Source organism: Curtobacterium poinsettiae (assembly GCF_025677645.1).
Lineage (GTDB): Bacteria > Actinomycetota > Actinomycetes > Actinomycetales > Microbacteriaceae > Curtobacterium > Curtobacterium poinsettiae_A.
Genome location: NZ_CP106879.1, coordinates 647,333 through 663,994, shown reverse-complemented (window position 1 = coordinate 663,994; position 16,662 = coordinate 647,333). Strand labels below are relative to the sequence as shown.

General features: G+C 68.9%; 15 protein-coding genes and 1 pseudogene. 5 read left to right on the top strand and 11 right to left on the bottom strand.

Annotated elements, in window-relative coordinates:
* The first annotated feature begins 28 nt into the window (after positions 1-28).
* Positions 29-1,366: a uracil-xanthine permease family protein gene (locus tag OE229_RS03250; RefSeq protein ID WP_262139725.1), complete on the top strand. Its 1,338-nt coding sequence runs from the start codon at positions 29-31 to the stop codon at positions 1,364-1,366.
* Between the two features lie 163 nt (positions 1,367-1,529).
* On the opposite strand, the gene OE229_RS03245 is transcribed toward OE229_RS03250, so the two are convergent.
* Together OE229_RS03245 and OE229_RS03240 are read right to left on the bottom strand one after the other, a co-directional pair.
* Positions 1,530-2,294 carry a hypothetical protein gene (locus tag OE229_RS03245; protein WP_262139724.1) on the bottom strand — a complete coding sequence of 255 codons (765 nt, stop codon included), beginning with the start codon at positions 2,292-2,294 and terminating at the stop codon, positions 1,530-1,532.
* Positions 2,294-2,869, bottom strand: coding sequence for an RNA polymerase sigma factor (locus tag OE229_RS03240; RefSeq protein WP_262139722.1), 576 nt, complete (start codon positions 2,867-2,869; stop codon positions 2,294-2,296). Before OE229_RS03240 ends, OE229_RS03245 begins: the two co-directional genes overlap by 1 nt.
* A 75-nt stretch (positions 2,870-2,944) precedes the next feature.
* Here OE229_RS03240 and OE229_RS03235 point away from each other — a divergent pair, with 75 nt between their 5' ends.
* Complete coding sequence (locus OE229_RS03235; protein WP_262139720.1) at positions 2,945-3,376, top strand: hypothetical protein; 432 nt, start codon at positions 2,945-2,947, stop codon at positions 3,374-3,376.
* 65 nt (positions 3,377-3,441) lie between these two features.
* On the opposite strand, the gene OE229_RS03230 is transcribed toward OE229_RS03235, so the two are convergent.
* Positions 3,442-3,699, bottom strand: a complete 258-nt coding sequence (locus OE229_RS03230; protein WP_209132636.1) for a hypothetical protein — start codon at positions 3,697-3,699, stop codon at positions 3,442-3,444.
* Positions 3,700-3,846: 147 nt separating this feature from the next.
* Between OE229_RS03230 and OE229_RS03225 the strand changes: the two genes are divergently transcribed.
* Together OE229_RS03225 and OE229_RS03220 are read left to right on the top strand one after the other, a co-directional pair.
* Positions 3,847-5,181 carry an MATE family efflux transporter gene (locus tag OE229_RS03225; RefSeq protein ID WP_410007324.1) on the top strand — a complete coding sequence of 445 codons (1,335 nt, stop codon included), beginning with the start codon at positions 3,847-3,849 and terminating at the stop codon, positions 5,179-5,181.
* Between the two features lie 80 nt (positions 5,182-5,261).
* A complete protein-coding gene (locus OE229_RS03220; RefSeq protein ID WP_262139719.1) occupies positions 5,262-6,449 on the top strand; it encodes a lipopolysaccharide biosynthesis protein in 1,188 nt (395 codons plus the stop codon).
* 132 nt (positions 6,450-6,581) lie between these two features.
* Here the strand turns inward: OE229_RS03220 and OE229_RS03215 are convergent, their stop codons facing one another.
* The 6 genes and pseudogenes from OE229_RS03215 to OE229_RS03205 all read right to left on the bottom strand — a co-directional run bounded on the left by OE229_RS03215 (position 6,582) and on the right by OE229_RS03205 (position 12,561).
* Entirely contained in the window at positions 6,582-7,397 is an 816-nt protein-coding gene (locus OE229_RS03215; protein ID WP_262139717.1) for a hypothetical protein, read from the bottom strand.
* A 105-nt stretch (positions 7,398-7,502) separates the two neighbouring features.
* Positions 7,503-7,637, bottom strand: a pseudogene (locus OE229_RS18120) (DUF4236 domain-containing protein); the annotation flags it as partial.
* Between the two features lie 349 nt (positions 7,638-7,986).
* Positions 7,987-8,208 (bottom strand): KTSC domain-containing protein, encoded by a 222-nt coding sequence (locus tag OE229_RS18115; RefSeq protein WP_369076259.1) that lies wholly within the window; start codon positions 8,206-8,208, stop codon positions 7,987-7,989.
* On the bottom strand, positions 8,205-9,596 hold the full coding sequence (locus tag OE229_RS18110) for an ATP-binding protein (protein ID WP_369076263.1): 1,392 nt from the start codon (positions 9,594-9,596) through the stop codon (positions 8,205-8,207). The genes OE229_RS18115 and OE229_RS18110 overlap by 4 nt, the downstream gene beginning before the upstream one ends.
* A 361-nt stretch (positions 9,597-9,957) precedes the next feature.
* Positions 9,958-11,109 (bottom strand): SIR2 family protein, encoded by a 1,152-nt coding sequence (locus OE229_RS03210; protein ID WP_262139716.1) that lies wholly within the window; start codon positions 11,107-11,109, stop codon positions 9,958-9,960.
* A gap of 318 nt (positions 11,110-11,427) precedes the next feature.
* Entirely contained in the window at positions 11,428-12,561 is a 1,134-nt protein-coding gene (locus tag OE229_RS03205; protein WP_263345006.1) for a substrate-binding domain-containing protein, read from the bottom strand.
* Between the two features lie 49 nt (positions 12,562-12,610).
* Between OE229_RS03205 and OE229_RS03200 the strand changes: the two genes are divergently transcribed.
* A complete protein-coding gene (locus tag OE229_RS03200; RefSeq protein WP_262139713.1) occupies positions 12,611-13,984 on the top strand; it encodes an MFS transporter in 1,374 nt (457 codons plus the stop codon).
* 12 nt (positions 13,985-13,996) lie between these two features.
* Here OE229_RS03200 and OE229_RS03195 read toward each other — a convergent pair whose 3' ends face one another.
* Entirely contained in the window at positions 13,997-15,520 is a 1,524-nt protein-coding gene (locus OE229_RS03195) for a helix-turn-helix domain-containing protein (RefSeq protein ID WP_262139712.1), read from the bottom strand.
* On the bottom strand, positions 15,517-16,611 hold the full coding sequence (locus tag OE229_RS03190; protein WP_262139711.1) for a DUF917 domain-containing protein: 1,095 nt from the start codon (positions 16,609-16,611) through the stop codon (positions 15,517-15,519). The genes OE229_RS03195 and OE229_RS03190 overlap by 4 nt, the downstream gene beginning before the upstream one ends.
* Between the last annotated feature and the right edge of the window lie 51 nt (positions 16,612-16,662).

Here is a 16,662-nt window from a genome sequence, read left to right as displayed (position 1 = left end):
GGCACACGGCTGCCGGTACGGTCATCGCATGGGACTTCCGTGGAAGCTGCACGGAGACGGCAAGACCGTCTCCGCGACGACGATCGTGGCACCCGATGAACGGCTCACCTGGCCCCGGACGATCGGCCTCGGCGTGCAGCACGTCGTCGCGATGTTCGGCGCCACGTTCCTGGTGCCGCTGCTGACCGGGTTCCCGCCGTCGACGACCCTGCTGTTCAGCGGCATCGGCACGATCCTGTTCCTGCTCATCACGGGCAACCGCCTGCCGAGCTACCTCGGCTCGTCGTTCGCCTTCATCGCCCCGATCGGCGCGGCGACCAAGATCGGCGGCATCCCGCTCGCCCTGTCCGGCATCATCGTCGTCGGCGTGCTGCTGGCGATCGTCGGGCTCGTCGTGCACCTGGCCGGCGCCGGGTGGATCGACCGGCTGATGCCCCCGGTGGTGTCCGGCGCGATCGTCGCCCTGATCGGCTTCAACCTGGCCCCGGCGGCCCGCGACAATTTCACGGCGGCCCCGGTCATCGCGCTCATCACCCTCGCGGCGATCATCCTGGTCACGGTCCTGTTCAAGGGCCTGATCGGCCGGCTGTCGATCGTCATCGGTGTGCTCGTCGGCTACGTCGCGGCGCTCATCGGCGGCCAGGTCGACTTCTCGAAGGTCGACGCAGCACCGTGGATCGGTCTGCCGGAGTTCACCGCTCCCGCCTTCGACCCGTCGCAGCTCGCGATCTACCTGGCGTTCGTGCCGGTCGTCCTGGCACTGGTCGCCGAGAACGTCGGTCACGTCAAGGGCGTCGGACAGCTCACCGGCCGTGACCTCACCCCGCTCACCGGTCGCGCACTCCTGGCCGACGGCGTCTCGACCGTCCTCGCGGGCGTCGGCGGCGGCTCCGCCACCACCACCTACGGCGAGAACATCGGCGTCATGGCCGCCACCCGCGTCTTCTCGACGGCGGCCTACTGGGTCGCCGCCATCGCCGCGATCCTGCTCGGCCTGTCGCCGAAGATCGGCGCCGTCATCTCCTCCGTCCCCGCCGGCGTGCTCGGCGGCGCCACCACCGCCCTGTACGGCCTGATCGGCGTCATCGGCATCCGCATCTGGGTCGAGAACCGCGTCGACTTCGCGAAGCCGAAGAACCAGTTGACCGCGGGCATCGCCCTGATCATCGGCATCGCGGACTTCACGTTCCGGTTCGGCCAGGCCAGCTTCGGCGGCATCATCGTCGGCACGATCGCCGCGATCGTCGTCTACCACGTGATGGACCTGATCGGTCGGGCCCGCGGCACGGACGAGCCCTCGACCGAGGCCCCCGACCCGGCCCACGCCGCCACCGGCGGCGTCCCCGCCGAACCGCGCACCGACTGACGCGGGCGGTCGCCCGGAACGCGCGTCCGGCCCGACGACGTGGCACCACCGGACTGGAGGCCCGTGGCGGACACGGCCACGGGCCTCCAGTCCGTCACGGGGCGGGTGGGACCGGAACGCCCCCCCAGACGGTCGCTCCGGTCCCACCCACTTCGTGCCCGGTTCAACGGGGCGAGCCGGGCGACGGCGTCGCGGTCTGCACGCCGTTCAGGTCGTCGACGTACCGCTGGTCGAGCGGGACCTCGTCGGCGACCCCCGCCGTCCAGTGCCCGACCACCGTCGTGCCGTCGGACTCGTAGACGTTCCCGCCGTCCGGCTCGCTCCACAGGACCCAGCCCTCGCGGCCGTTGTCCGCCGTTCCCGGCACGAGATCCGGGTGACCGGAGGCGTTCGGCACGCCGTAGGTCTGGCCCTTGTCGTTGACCCCCCACTCGGACGTGACCGCGGTGGCGTACTGCAGCGTCGCCGTCCACGTCGTCCCCGTGGACGCCTCGATGCTGAACGTCGTCGTCCCGTCCTTCGGCAACCGCCCGTCGACGACGCGCATGGTCCCCTCGTCCCGACAACTCAGACCGGATGCGCCGCCCCCGACGGTGGGCACCTGGACCATGCCGACGTCGTTGCGGCACGTGATGTCGACGATCACGGCCCCGGCGTCGTCGGGCGCCGCACCGATGTCGATCCGGGCGGGGCCGGTGTGCGTCGCAGTGGTCGTGTGCCCGACGGCTGCGGTCGTCGTGGTCCCCGGCAGTCCCGCTGCGACCAGGGCGGCAGCGCTGGTCGTCAGCGCGACCGCCGCGACGGAAGCGACGGAGATCGCGATGCGTGCTCGTCGTTGCTGCCGCTGGAGGGCGCTCCGGCCGGTACCGATGGCCGCGAGCTCGGAGCGGACGGCTGCAGCGGCTTCGGGGCGCATGTCGTTGGTCATCAGGAGGTGCCTTCCGGTGCGTTGCGGACACTGGGACGGAGGTCGTGCAGGTCACGTTGCAGGCGCTGGCGCATCCGGTGCAGCCGCACGCGCGCTGCCGGTGGCTCGAGACCGACCGCCTGCGCTGCCTGCCAGACCGGCACCGCCTCGACCCCGGTGAGCACCAGCAGTGCTGCATCCTGCTGCGAGAGGCCGCGGATGGTCGCCCTGAGCCGCTCGCGGGCCTCCAGGTCCTCGGCATCCGTGGCGGGAGCAAGGGACTCGTCTCGTGGAAGCGCATCGAGGAGCTTCCGGTACCGGGCTGCTGCACGTCGGTGGTTCTGGGTCAGGTTGACCGTCGTGACCAGCAGCCACGGCGCGACGGAACCCGCCACGAGGGTCACGCTCTTGCGCTTGCGCCAGAGCTCGTAGAACGCCGCCGCCGTGATGTCCTCGGCGTCGTGCACGTTCGCCGTCAAGGTCAGCGCGCGCCGGTAGATGCGCGGTCGGTGCCGGTCGAACAGCGCGGCGAACGCAGCCCCGTCATCGTGGACCGCCCGTGTCCACAGTGAGCTGTCGTCCTGTTCGTCCTTCACACTCTGGAGTGTCCGGTCATGGCTCCAGCGTTACAGAATCGGCTCTCGACCGAGATCAGCGGCAGACTCGTCCCCGTGAACCTCCGCACACCCGCCGTCTCCGGGCTGCTCCTCGTCGCTGCGCTGTCGATCACGAGCTGCACCCATCAGGGCCAGGAAGACGGGTACCTCACGCTGACCGCGGGCGAAGCCACCCTGTCGGCTTGTTCGACCGCGGCACCGGTGCAGGTCCAGGCGCTGCGGACCGAGGAACTGCCCTCCTGTGATCCGATCGGGCAGACCCTCGTCTTCCCCGACGGCGAGCAGATCCAGCTGCCGGAGCAACAGGGCGGCGGCGGCGCGTCGACCTCGGAGTCGGGCGACCACTACGCGTACCAGAACGTCGGCAACTGGGGACTCGTCGCGGCCCGGGCGGACGCCGACTGCTCGCACGTGCAGGAGTGGGGCAACCCGGAAGCCCTCCGACGCGTGCACGAGGCGTTCGGGAGCGGATGGGTCTGTCCCTGACCCTGCCCGAGTGACGAGCGCGCAGCTCCGCCGCGGCGTGGACGAGGGCGTTCGCCGTGCCCGATTCACCCGTCCGTCTCGGTCGCCGTTCCGGTGGGCGAGCGCTCGGCGTGGTCGTTCCACAGCGCTCGGCGACGCCGTACCGCCCTGAGCGTCACCTGCCAGCAGACGAGATAGCCGATGCTCACGAACGGCAGGACCGCCCACTGCGGGGCACCGAGCCAGCCGGCAAGACCTGCCAGGGCGACCACTCCGAACATCGACCCGACGAGGATCAGTGACTGGACGTTGCGGAGACGGCGTTCGCGTCTGCTCGGCTTCACCCGCTCACGATAGCGACACGATCAGGGCCTGGGGATGGCGGACTGGAGGCCCGTGGCGGCGCCGCCACGGGCCTCCAGTCCGTCTCGGGGTCGCGCCCACACCGCTCGCCGACCACGACGGGTCGGCATGGCCGACAGAATGGGTCGGTGCACCGACCCACCCGACCCGCTGTGACCGCTGGACGGCGCGCGGTCGACCGCGACATCGTGCGGCTGGCGGTGCCGGCGCTCGGCGCGCTCGTGGTCGAGCCGCTGTTCCTGCTCACCGACACCGCGCTCGTCGGTCACCTCGGGGCGACGCCGCTGGCGGCCGTCGGGCTCGCGAGTGCCGTGCTGTCGACGGTGACCGGGCTGCTGGTGTTCCTGGCGTACTCGACGACCCCGGCCGTGGCGCGGGCACTCGGCGGCGGTGACCGGCGGGGAGCCGTGCACGCCGGGATCGACGGGATGTGGCTCGCACTCGTGCTGGGGGTGCTGCTGGCGCTGGTCGGGTGGCCGCTCGCCGGACCGCTCGTCGACCTGTTCGGCGCCTCGGCCGAGGTCTCGGCCGCGGCGACCGCGTACCTGACCGTCTCGCTGATCGGGCTGCCGGGCATCCTGGTGGTGACCGCCTCGACCGGACTGCTGCGTGGGCTGCAGGACACGAAGACCCCGCTCGTCGTCGCGACCGTCGGGTTCGTCGCGAACGGACTGCTCAACGCCGTCCTGATCTACGGCGCCGGCTGGGGTGTCGAGGGATCCGCCGCCGGCACCGTCATCGTGCAGTGGGCGATGGCCGTCGTCTACGTGCGCATCGCGGTGCGGGCCGCTCGGTCGTCGGGGGCGCCGCTGCGACCCGGTGCCTCGGGCGTCGCACGGGCACTGCGGTCGGGAGCATGGCTGTTCCTGCGGACCGCGTCGCTGCGGATCGCGATGCTCGCGACCGTCGGGGCCGCCGCCGGGCTCGGGACCACCGGACTCGCGACGACCCAGGTCGGACTGACCGTGTTCTCGACGCTGGCGTTCGCGCTCGACGCCCTGGCCATCGCCGGGCAGGCGCTCGTCGGCCACGGGCTCGGCGGGCGTGACCCGGAGCGGGTGCGACTGGTGACGCGACGGCTCGTGCTGCTCGGGATCGCCGGCGGTGTGCTGCTCGGGGTGCTGACCCTGGCCGTGAGCGGGGTGCTCGGGCCGGTGTTCTCGGACTCCCAGGCGGTGCGGGACGCCCTGCCCGTCGTGCTGGTGCTCATCGCCGTCGGGATGCCCGTCGCCGGGTACGTCTTCGTGCTCGACGGGGTGCTGATCGGTGCCGGGGACGCGCGGTACCTGGCCATCGCCGGAGGCGTGAACCTGGTCGTGTACCTGCCGCTGCTGTGGTGGGCCGGTGGGACGCTCGCGGGGCTGTGGGCGGTGTTCTCCCTCGGGTACATCGGGGTCCGGGCGGTGACGCTCGGGGTGCGGGCGCACCGGCGCGGCTGGGTGGAACAGGCGTTGGCGCGGTGAGCGGGTCTTCGCCTGCTGGGCCTGAATCTCCTGCCGGGCCCGCTGCTGCCGGGCCTTCTCCCGCGGCGCCGTCGTCCTCGGTGGCTTCGTCGGCCGTGCTCGCCACGGTCGGCATCGGGGTGCAGGGCGTCGCGAAGCTGCTCGTGACCGTCGTCGTCGGGCGGGTGTTCGGCACCGAGGCCCTCGGGCAGACCACCGCCCTGCTGTCGCTCTCGGTCTTCGTCGCGCTGCTCTGGCCCAACGCCGCAGGCAACACCGCGTCGCGGTTCCTGGCGATCGCGCTGCGGGGTCGGCGCTCGGACGCCGCGGTGAACCGGCTGCTCGGGGTCTCGATGCTGGTGTCGAGCGTGGTGCTCGCGGCGGTCACCGTGCCGATCGCGCTGGCCTGGGGCAACGGCCCCGGCATGGTGCTCGGTGGTGCCGCGGTCGTCGTCGGCTACGGCCTCTACTGCTACGCCCGCGGCGCGCAGCTCGGCTACGACCGAGCGCCCCGGGTCGCGCTGTGGGACTCGGTGACGAGCGTGCTGGCGCTCGGGTTGCTCGTGGTGGCGTGCGTCGCCCGCCTCGAGCCCTTCGTGCTGCTGCCCCTGGCCGTCGGCTACACGGTGTTCGCGATCGCGTGCTGGCCGCGGGGCAACGGCTTCGCCCCTGCATCGCGCGATCCCGCTGCCGGGGTGCTCGGGTTCGCAGCGTGGAACGTGCTGGCGGTGGTGACCTCGAACGGGTTGCTGCAGTTGACGATGATCTCGGCGCAGGTGACGTCATCGGCGCACGACGCCGGTGTCTACGCGGCCGCATTCACCCTGGCGACGCCGGCGTCGATGCTCGGGCAGGCGTTGGGCCAGGTGCTCGTGCCGGCGTTCGCGCACCGGACCGATGGTGGGTCGTTGCGATCTCGTGGGGCGCTGCTGCTCGTGGTCGGGTTCGCTGCTGCTTCCGCCGTCGTGTTCGGCCTGGTCGCCCTGCTCGCCGGATGGTTCCTGCCGATCGTCTACCCCGCCGAGGGTGCCGCTGCCGTGGCCGACCTGCGGTACCTGATGGTCGCGGTGTGGGTGTTCACCGTCGGGCTCGTGCCGGCGGCGTTGCTGCTCGCCGCTGGACGCTCACGCCAGGTCGCACTGGCTTCGGTCGCCGGGTTCGTCGTCGGCGCTGGGCTCATGGCGGTGCTCGGACCGGTCGCCGGGGTCGCTGGTGGGACGACGGGATTCTTGGTGGGGAGTGCGGTGAACCTGGTCACGGTGGTGGGGCTCGGGGTGCGGCGGCGCTAAGCCGAGCTACGCCTGATCACGCGGAGGTACCAGTCCAAGGACGTTCACAACACCCGCTGCAACTCACTACTGCCGGCCATCAGCTACGCCGAACTGGCGCAGTTGTGTCCGCGCAGCAGCAAGCTACTCGCGTCAACGAGGCGCGGTCCCGAGGAGTGAGCCAGCTTCATCGAGGGCGGAAACACGTGAGGACTGCACGCTCCAGAACAAGCCTTGCGCGGTGCTGATGTCGAGCTGTCCGTATTGCACGACGGGGAGGGTTGGATTGTTCTTGAAGCGCCGGTCAGGGCCGCCCTTGACGTTGACGTACTGCCAGGTCTGGCCAATCAGCTGGGTGTCTTTCGGCACGTGTCCGGGTTGTTCAACGAAGCGGGTCGCTGAGCGCTGCACTGTCAGGTGCCGGTAGCCGACGTCCGAGTAGCGCTTGCCGGAACCTACCAGGAGCCGATCCGGCAGAAAATAGAGCACCTCTTTTCCCGCCCGGATGGTCGGGATGTCGATGTTCGTGGACAGGTACTTCGGCTGCTGGATCCTTGCCTCGGCGTTGACTCGTTGGACGATGGACCCGACGCCGGCGTTGACCTTGTGCTGGTAGGTGGTCTGGACTTGGCCTGACTGGACGGTTCGCCACAGCTTGTCGCTGCTCGACGTTGCATCCCACGAGGTGACAAAGCGGTCAAACCAAAGAGCCGCGCTGCCCTCGAGGTCGTAGAAGAGGACGACGTTCTTCCGCAGCCCGTCACGGAGGAAGAGCCACCAGCAGCCGGGGATGGCGAGGGCCCAGACAATGAGACCCCACGGCATGAGTGCCGCCCCGATCACGAAGGCGACGATCGCAGCGATCCAGCCCCAGCGGGGCCGTCTCGCAGCCTCGTTGAGCTGCCGCACGATGTCGTCACCCCCAGTGGGTCGGAGTTCGAGAGCGGACAGCCCGCTGGTGTCGTCCATGAGGACTTCAGCTGGGTTCCACGTCACGGATGGGACCGGGGGCGCCTCAACTCTGGAGCTACTACGCGCGGGTTCGGATGACAGGTACATCGCTCCACTGGAACCAACCCGTACGTAGTTCCCTCGGGGTCCGGAACCAACACGGAGCCCCGGCAAGCCGGCGCTGACGCCGATGCCTGACTTCGACAGGTTGAACCGCAGCGGCCCCGCCTTCACACTCTTGCGGATCGAGATCCCCATGTGCCCCTCCCTAGGGTCTCGCTCATGATCCATTGTCGAGAGGCCTCCGGGACCCAATTCAATGCCGACTAGCCCTGATCTGGGGGCAAATCGCCGGGATGCGCGGTCCGCGGGCCTCCGCGGAGACCGCGGCACCCATCCCCAAACCGACGCCGGTGGCGTGAAGTTCCGCTCCACTTCGGCAACCATGAGAGCGCGGAGCACCCTTGCGGAGCGCCCACCGCCAGCTCTCTCCTATCTCAGCCCGACTGCCGAGCGACTTAACGCTGAGCAGAAAGCTTTTGGCGCAGCTCTCGCTTCCCGCAAAATTACTGACTGGGTGAACTTAAAACCTCACCGGGGTCTCGATTCAACCAAAACGACCGTTCGGCTTATTATTCAAGACCTGGTGGATGAATTGACCGCGGGATTGACCATCTGCCGTAAACTGCTCCCAAACATCCGGCGGGCATGCAGCGTACCACCATTGGACGCCACCCTTAGGGAATTCTACGTAGATCGTCTCTGTGTCCGGGTCATATGCTTCGGCGACAATCCTTACGGATTCTACTGGGCGCCAGTCTAAAGTCATTTTACTTCCTCCTCATAGACGCCGCGCCACTTAGCTAAGGCGCTACTAACATTTCGAGTTCCCAAATTATCTCGCCACGGCGCGAGAGACGGATCTTCAGCGAGAGGCAACGGGTTCGGGCGGTCTAGAACAGCCCGGGTCGGTAATACGAGCGCTTCACCACTTATAATTGCTTCGCCTGTCCTCAACGACGGAAGAGTCTCCGAGAGCCCCGCCACACTGTCCGGTAGTGCCGTGCGAATCCTGCTTTGGTCGGCGCTATTACTCAAACGAAGGGCGATGATAGTTCCGCATTGCGCTAAGGCCGTATCGGGTAGATCCGATGGACGTTGCGTTACTAGCATAAGTCCTACGCCGTACTTGCGACCCTCGCGCGCAATTCGATTCGCGGCGTTTCGCGCAATCGGGGCAGCGACGTCGCCGAGATATCGATGAGCCTCTTCCAGTACGATAAGAACCGGACTAGGACGACCAATACCGTCACTACCATTGGTGGTCCGTATAGCCACATCGAAGATTAGCTTCAGAATGACGCCGATAGCCAGCTCGGCGGCCGCGTCAGGTACACCGCTGAAGTCAAGAACCGAAACAGGTTGTTTCCCTCCGATCCAAGAGTCGATGGCGCCGACGAGTGGGTCCGGACCGTCAATTGACCCTGCTGGCTCCAACATGAATGCGAGCCGAGGGTCGAGTAACCCGAGGCGAAGAAGTTCGGGTGTGCTCCCGTGCCAACCATACGAGGGTCCCTGCATCGGAGAGGCGCCCCCGGGCCCGTGTGGGGTGTATACGGCCGCGGTGAGCGTTTTTGCGTCTCCGGCCACTTCCAAGCAGACTGAATCGGGGTCACTCTTCGTTCGACGCGTTTCTCGATTATCGGAATCTAGTTGCAACCACACTGCACGAATATCGAATGGTACAGGCGTATCTGCCGTGATCGCCTGCGGATCAAGACTCAACCAAGTTGCCGCATCGGCAAAATCGCGACGCGCCTCCGCTACTAGCGTCGCCCATGCTTTTTGGGTTGTCTGACCTGCATTCGATCCAACAAAGGCTCGCAGAATGTCTTCAGCGGGGAGCGCCCAAAATGGGACATGTAGGCGGTCTTCTGGTTTCCCGAGGACGGACTTCACCGATGCATGGTCGGCCAGCGCGTGCGAATATTCCCCATGGCTGTCGATAACTACGATGTTCGCGGCCGGCCATTTCCCGTTCGTAAATTTCTGGAGAAGTGAAGCGACCGCACTTGTCTTACCTGACCCAGTGGAACCCACGACGGCAGAGTGTCGAACGACGAGCTTGTCGACATCGAGGGCGATAGGAACCGTGTCGGCAGCAGAGAGACGTCCGATTCTGATATGCGTCGTCGACGAATCAGGATAAACCGACACAAGCTCCTCGCTTCGGGCGAAGTGGACGGGATCATCGAGACCTGGATAAGAACCGACTCCGCGCCGAAACTGTCTCGTGCCCCTGTCCACCTCGCCGAGTAGCTGCACCTGCAGCCACCTCTCGCCTGCGGGCGAATGTTCGTGAGGGCCAGCGCCTGCGGTCAGTTCGGATATACCGACTAGTGTGACCGTCGCAATAAGATCAACCAATCCCTGTGGCAGGCGAACAAGGGAACCGATTTGACCTATTTGCTGAAGCTGCCCTCTGTAAATAGGGGCAATTCCAGCAAGCCCAGGGTCTAATTCGACAGTCACTTGCGAACCAAGGACATGTCTCACGCGGCCGACATACGTTGCATCCTTAACGGGCACTTGATTCTCCGACTGATTGGACTGCACTATCGTAGCTAGAGGCCGAGGAGCTACGCGAAAGGAAGCTCGCCAAATTGGCGAAATCTCCGAGACCACAGATAGTTCCGTCCCAGATGTCCCGCGGCAGCGTCACTCCTTCATCGGGGCCTTCCCATGGGGCGCGAAGTCCGCCGATAATGGCTTCGCCTTGGGTGATCACCTGTAGATTCGGCGTCTGCTCAGCCTTTTCTGCAAGGTTCGCAGGAATGTCCGAATAGCAAAACACTACTATCTCCGAACGTGGTCGACGTGCGGCAGCTTCAAAGAGAAGCTCGTTGAGGTGGTCGTCGGCCCACGAGTAGCCTGATACAAGAAAGAGGGTCTCCGGCTCATGGAGGGCACGTCGAAGTCGGTCCTGAAGAACGACAAACGGCATACGCCGGGATTCCTCATACTTGGCATCCGAAGGGAAAATTGCTGCAATCTCATCCTCAGGAACGGTAGTCCCCAATCGTAGAACCTCGCCGGTAGGTCGTCCCTGGTCCCAAGACCAGTTCACCGAACCATGAAGTTTCCACAACCGAGCAAAAAAGGGCGGCAGCAGAGTCCCTAGGTCTGAAGATGACGCCTCAACCATGTCAGTCCGGAATCTGGCCTTCCAGGTGCCGACGAAGCCATCAAAGTATGGAACACCCTCGGCCTCAAGAGCCGCCTCTAATACACAGTCGTAATTCACCGTGAAAATCTCGACCGGGCGCGAGTAGTCAGCACGTGCAACCCAAGCCGCTAGCTTTTGTGCAGGTACCGTCTGAGTATCTGCCGCTGAAAGTTCTCTGATGATGAGTTTGCAAATTTCAACATCAAGTTCCCTCGCCTGATCCTTAGTCAGCCCGTCTACGATGTCGTCTCCCTCGACGACAGCTTGAATTCGCCTGAGCCGACTCAACGCTTGCTCGAGATTACGGGACGTCGTCATCCGCGTGAACGTTGCCCGCTGCTCACCCTTCAGCCCAGCAACGATTTTCTCCGTAAGCAGAGCGACATCTGGTAAGCCGCATGCTTTAGACGTACCGGCTCCGAAGAATGTACAGACATGTCGTGACCGAGTGGCGAGCTTGGCGCTCAGCCCTCCGGCGAAACTAGCGATGTTGTGGGAGAGCATGAACTGAAGGTAACCGATTCTCAACTTTCCCGCGCGAGGACTTCGAGTGATCCTCTGGCTGCGAAGCGTCACTCCCCGGAGCCGGCGATGTTGCTAGCAGCCTTGGAGGGCGTCACCGACGGGCCGCGGGGCGCTCCGTTGCGAGACACCTTCCGTCGAGGAAGCGGGGGCAACGTGGCGTAGTTATCGAGCATGCCCGTGCGTCACATCCGCGCTGGGGCGGAGAAGTGACGTTCTGGAGTCCGCCAGGCGCTTCCATGGCACGACCGTGCAAGGGTCTACTCCGAAGCCACACGCTCATCTGGTGCGATGCCTTCGTTAGCAGGTACCCGGAACCGGCGGCGGCCCCGTCGTGTCCCCCACCCGCAACTCCGAGGTGAACGACGCCGGATGCGGTTCCGCCCCCTCGAGCATGGCCAGGGCGGCACGGGCTGCAGCCTGGCCCTTCTGCACGAAGGGCTGCACCAGGGTGGTCAGGCGCCGGATGGGGGTGCGGTGGAGCAGGCTGTCGTCCACCGTGATGCCGTCGAAGCCGACGACGCTGACGTCCTCGGGGACACGGAGTCCGGCATCGAGTGCGGCCGAGATCACCCCGACAGCGATCAGGTCACTCTGGGCGATGACGGCGGTGGGGCGGGGGCCATCCGGTGCGAAGAGCTCGGTGCCGGCGAGACGCCCCTCTTCCACCGAGCTGCCTGCGGTCTCGATCGCGAGGGCGTCCGGGTAGACCTGGCGCACACCACGCAGGCGTTCGAGCGTGGTGAAGGCGATGCCCTCGGCCTGCCGGGCTGCGTCGATCGGGCCACGGCGGCGTGCGGCATCGAGGGGCAGGGTCACGACGGTCACGTCCCGGTGCCCGAGCCCCTGCAGGTACTCCGCGGCACGGCGTGAGGCATCGCGGTTGTCGAGCTGGACGGGGACAGCGCCCTCGATCTCGTCCGCCTCGATCGCGACGACGGGGATCTGCCGACGCCGCAGCACGGCGACGGCGGGGTCGATCCGGACGTTGCACCCGACGAGCACGACGGCGTCCATCGGGGCATCCACCAGCGGGCCGGCACCCTGCTCGTCATCGAGCGGACTCCGCACGAGCAACAGTGAGGCACCGGCGGCACCCGCGACCTCGGCGATGCCGTCGAGCGTCAGGACGTTGACCGGATCACGGAAGGCATCGCTCAGACGCTCGTCCATCACGACGCCGATGACGCCGGAACGACCGCGGCGCAGCGAACGGGCACGGGGATCGGGGCCGCCGTACCCGAGGTCGGCGGCGGCGGCGAGCACGCGGGCCTTGGCGTCCTCGGACACCGGGCCGAGACCACTGAAGGCGAGTGAGGCCGTCGACGGCGCCACGCCGGCGGCACGGGCGACCGCGGCGAGCGTCGGGCGCGGTCGTCGAGCAGCGACGTTGCGGGGAGGCGACGCGCCGGGTGCTGTTGCCGGTTCGTCCATCGCCCGTTAGCGTAGCCGGAACAAGCAGTCGAATCGATTCGACAGCGGCATGACCAGCACGAACCCGCACCAGAACGCGCACCACCACGCGCACCGCAGCACGATGGGAACCACCATGACGACGCCGTCCACCCGCACCGTCCCGACCACCAGGGCCTGGATCATCGCGGTGTTCGTGGTGTTCACCCTGTCCGGGCTCGACATCGCGACGTGGCTCGGCCGGATCCCGAGTGTCCGCGACTCCCTCGGGGCGAGCACGTTCGAGATGGGCCTGCTCGTGCTCGGCATGGCCGTCGGCTCCATCGGCGGTCTGACCTTCGCGGGTCACATCGTCGCGAAGCTCGGTGCCCGTCGGGGCGTGCAGGTGGCCGCGGCGTGCCTGGCGGTCGGCATGGTCTTCGCCGGGGTCGCGGTCACGCTCGGGTGGGGCTTCGCCGCCATCTGGATCGCGCTCATCGCGTTCGGCTTCGGCAACGGCCTGTGCGACGTGTCGATGAACGTCTCCGGCGCCGCGGCAGAGAAAGCCGGCGGACGCACGATCATGCCGCTGTTCCACGCCGCGTTCAGCCTCGGCACGCTCGCGGGTGCCGGCCTCGGTGCGCTGGCCGAGCGGTTCGAGATCCCGGTGTCGTGGCACTTCATCGTGCTCGTGGTCGTCACGAGCGCCGCCATGCTCGTGGCCGTCACGAAGTTCCAGGACGAGCACCGCTTCGAGGAGCCGGTCTCGACCGACACCAGCCCGGTCGCGACCCCGCTCACCCGCTGGCAGGTCTGGGCCCAGCCCTCGACGCTGCTCATCGGCGTGATCGTGCTCGGCATGGCGCTGGCCGAGGGGTCCGCGAACGACTGGCTGCCCCTCGCGATGATCGACGGCCACGGGCTCGACAACGCCGGCGGTGCTGCCGTGCTGACGGTGTTCCTCGCTGCGATGACCGCCGGCCGCGTCGCCGGCAGCCCGCTGATCGACAAGTTCGGCCGCGTACCGATCCTGCGCATCAGCGCCGCCGTCGCGGTGGTCGGCCTCGGCATGCTCATCTTCATCGACAACGTGCCGCTCGCGATCGTCGGCGTCGTGCTCTGGGGCCTCGGTGCCAGCCTCGGCTTCCCGATGGGCATGTCCGCCGCGGCCGACGACCCCCGCACCGCGGCCGCCAAGGTCAGCGCCGTCGCGACGATCGGCTACGTGGCGTTCCTGGCCGGGCCGCCGCTGATCGGGTTCCTCGGCGAGGAGATCGGCCTGCTCGGGGCGCTGCTGATCGTCTTCGTGTTCATCATCGCGGCCGGCCTGGCCTCGGGTGCGGCGCGCGAGACCGGTGCCGCCGCCCGGCCCGCCCGCGGGGCCGACACGACGAGCGGGACAACGAAGCGCGAGACCGAGAAGGCCAGCCAGACCGACAAGACGAGCGAGACCAGCCGCAGCTGACACACCCCGCGCTCAGTCGCCCTCCCCCGCCCGCGCCCGCGTCGCCAGGTGCAGGGCGAGCCGGGTCTCCGGGTCGGACAGGTCCACCCCGAGCAGCCGCTCCACCCGCGCGATGCGGTCGGACACCGTGTTCCGGTGGACCCCGAGCACCGCGGCGGTCTCGGCGATCGACGACTCGGCGTCCAGGTACGCGGCGAGCGTCGTCAGGAGCGCCCCGCCGCCGCGTTCGAGCGGAGCGAGCAACTGCCGCGACGCCGGCAGGAACGTGTCCGTCTGCGTCCACGCGAGCAGCAGCTGCGCGAGCCCGAGCCGGTCGACGTGCACGAAGTGCCCCGACTCCGGACGGCTGGCGGCCAGACGGGCGGCGTCGCCCGCCTCACCGAGCGTCCTGACCAGCCCGGCAGGGCCCGCCTGCAGACTGCCGACGCCCACGTTGGTCTCCACGGTGGTGCGGAGCGTGTTCTGCGCGCGCCGCAGCCGACCCGCGATGTCGGCCACTGCCTCCCGGCCGGGTTCGTCGGGTTCCGACAGCCACAGCACCCAGCCGTCCGCCTGTTCGACGACGACCGCGTCGAGTCCCTCGGCGCGCACCGCGGCGTCGACCTGCTGGCGGAGCGCGACCAGGTCGACGCCCTGCCGCGCGACCACGCGCGCACCGACGTGCCAGGCGTCCAGCCGCCACCCGGCGGCGATCGTCCGCTGCACGAGCTGCGGGGTGGGCGCCCCGTCGGCCGCGCGGAGTTCGTCGAGCATCGCCATCCGGTACCGGGCGTCACGCTCGTCGTCGAGCCGGGTGAGCAGCAGCCGGTGCCCGACGGCGACGGCGGCGACCTGCAGGGCACTCGCGACCACCTGCTGTTCGGCGGCGATCGGCACGGACAGGCCGACGGCGAGCCAGGCGCGCGGTCCGATGCCGGTGCCGACCGGGATCGCCACGAGCGTCTCGTCGATGCCCTCGGCGGTCAGCACATCGCTGGTGCCGGCGCGGCGGACGAGCACGGCGCGGGCCGCGTCGTCGACGGCCGCTCCGCGGAGCGCCAGGCCCGATGCGTCGAGGAACCGCACCGGGTGACCGAGCGACCGGTCGAGCCGGGCGAACAGGTCGTCGAGTTCGGGGCCGGCGTCGAGCGCGACGCGGGAGGCGTCGAGGGCGGCCCGGGCCGCCGGGCCCATCCCGGTGCCGATGAGTTCGTGCAGGCGGACCGAGGTCGCCCACGGGTCCGGGGTGGCGAGCACGGCGACGCCGAGCCGGTCGGCGAGCGTCGTGGTGCCGGGGCCGAGTTCCAGGGCGCCGTCGACGACGAGCAGGGTGGTGCCGACCGCGGACGCCCGGCGCAGCAGCACGTCGAAGCGCGCGTCCGCGCGGTCGACCGGGGTGAGCAGCACGACGACGTCGTCGCCCTGTGACAGGGACCGGCCGACCTGGTCGGGGGTCCCCACGACCCCGCGGACGCTCCGGACCGCGGTGCCGCCGGGGCCGACGAGCAGGCGGGTGCCGGCCGGCAGGAGCGGGAGCAGGTCGCCGACGGCGTTCACGCGAGCACCTGGCCCACGGCCTCGGGGACGACGTCGGCGTCGATGCCGAACGCCCGCGGGCCCATGCGCGCGGTGCGGTCGGGGTCCGCCCACCACCACGGTGCCGACGGCAGCACGAGCACCGCGAGCTCGTTGCCGACCCGCGTGCGGTCGGTCGCCACCGGCGCGAGCGAGCGCGCGTCGACGACGGTGATCACGCTCGGCGTGCTGGCGACCGGCAGGCCGTCGACCAGGCAGTGCACGTACTCGCTGCCCGCCTCGACCCGGGCGACCGCACCGGTGTCGGCGTCGCGGATGGCCAGGCTGCTGCGGACGAACGCGAGCGCGTCCCCCTCGCGCTGCACGTCGATGACCCGGCCCTGCGCGACGACCCGGCCGCCGGTGAGCGCGGCGAGTTCCGCCGCGTCGCGTGCGCCGCCCGCTGCACGCCCGATCCGGAGGGCGCGCTGCACGCTGCCGACGACGGCCCGCTCGCGCAGCAGCGCCACCGGGACCGGGCCGATCGCGAAGGCCGCCCAGCCACCGCTGTGCGAGACGGCCTCGCGCCAGACCGTCTCGACGTCGTGGGGGTGCCGGGCGTCGACGACGATCCGCAGGCCGCTCGTGGTGGCCGCCGCTGCCGTGACCGTCGTGGTGGGGCCGACGAAGACCGACAGCTGGTCGATGCGCGGGACCGCGCGGCCGACCAGGTCCGCGTCGACGAGCGGCAGTCCGGCGGCGTGTGCGGTGAGGGCCGCGGCTGGTCCGGTCACGCCGCCGATCTGCGCGGCGACGACGGCGTCGGCACGGGTGCCCGTCCAGCGTTCGACCGCCGCGAGCGCGGCCGGCAGCTCCTCGCCGCTCGGCATCTTCTCCTCGAGCACGGTGGTCGACCCGATCAGCCCGACGGCCACCACCGAGCCGAGCGCGGGGTCGTCGAGGTCGACGACCGGCACGCTGCGGTCGCCGAGCGCGAAGCGGAGTGCGCTGACCATGTGGTCGACGCGGCCGCCACCACCGCAGCCGAGCAGGGCGGTGCCGCGTCCGAAGACGGTCGCGTCGTCGGCCTGGAGGCCCGTCACGCCGCCGCCCCGCCGCTCACCCTGGTCCATGGGTCCATTCTGCTGCTGTGGTCGGGTGCGTCGGCCGGGCGCAGGGGTCGG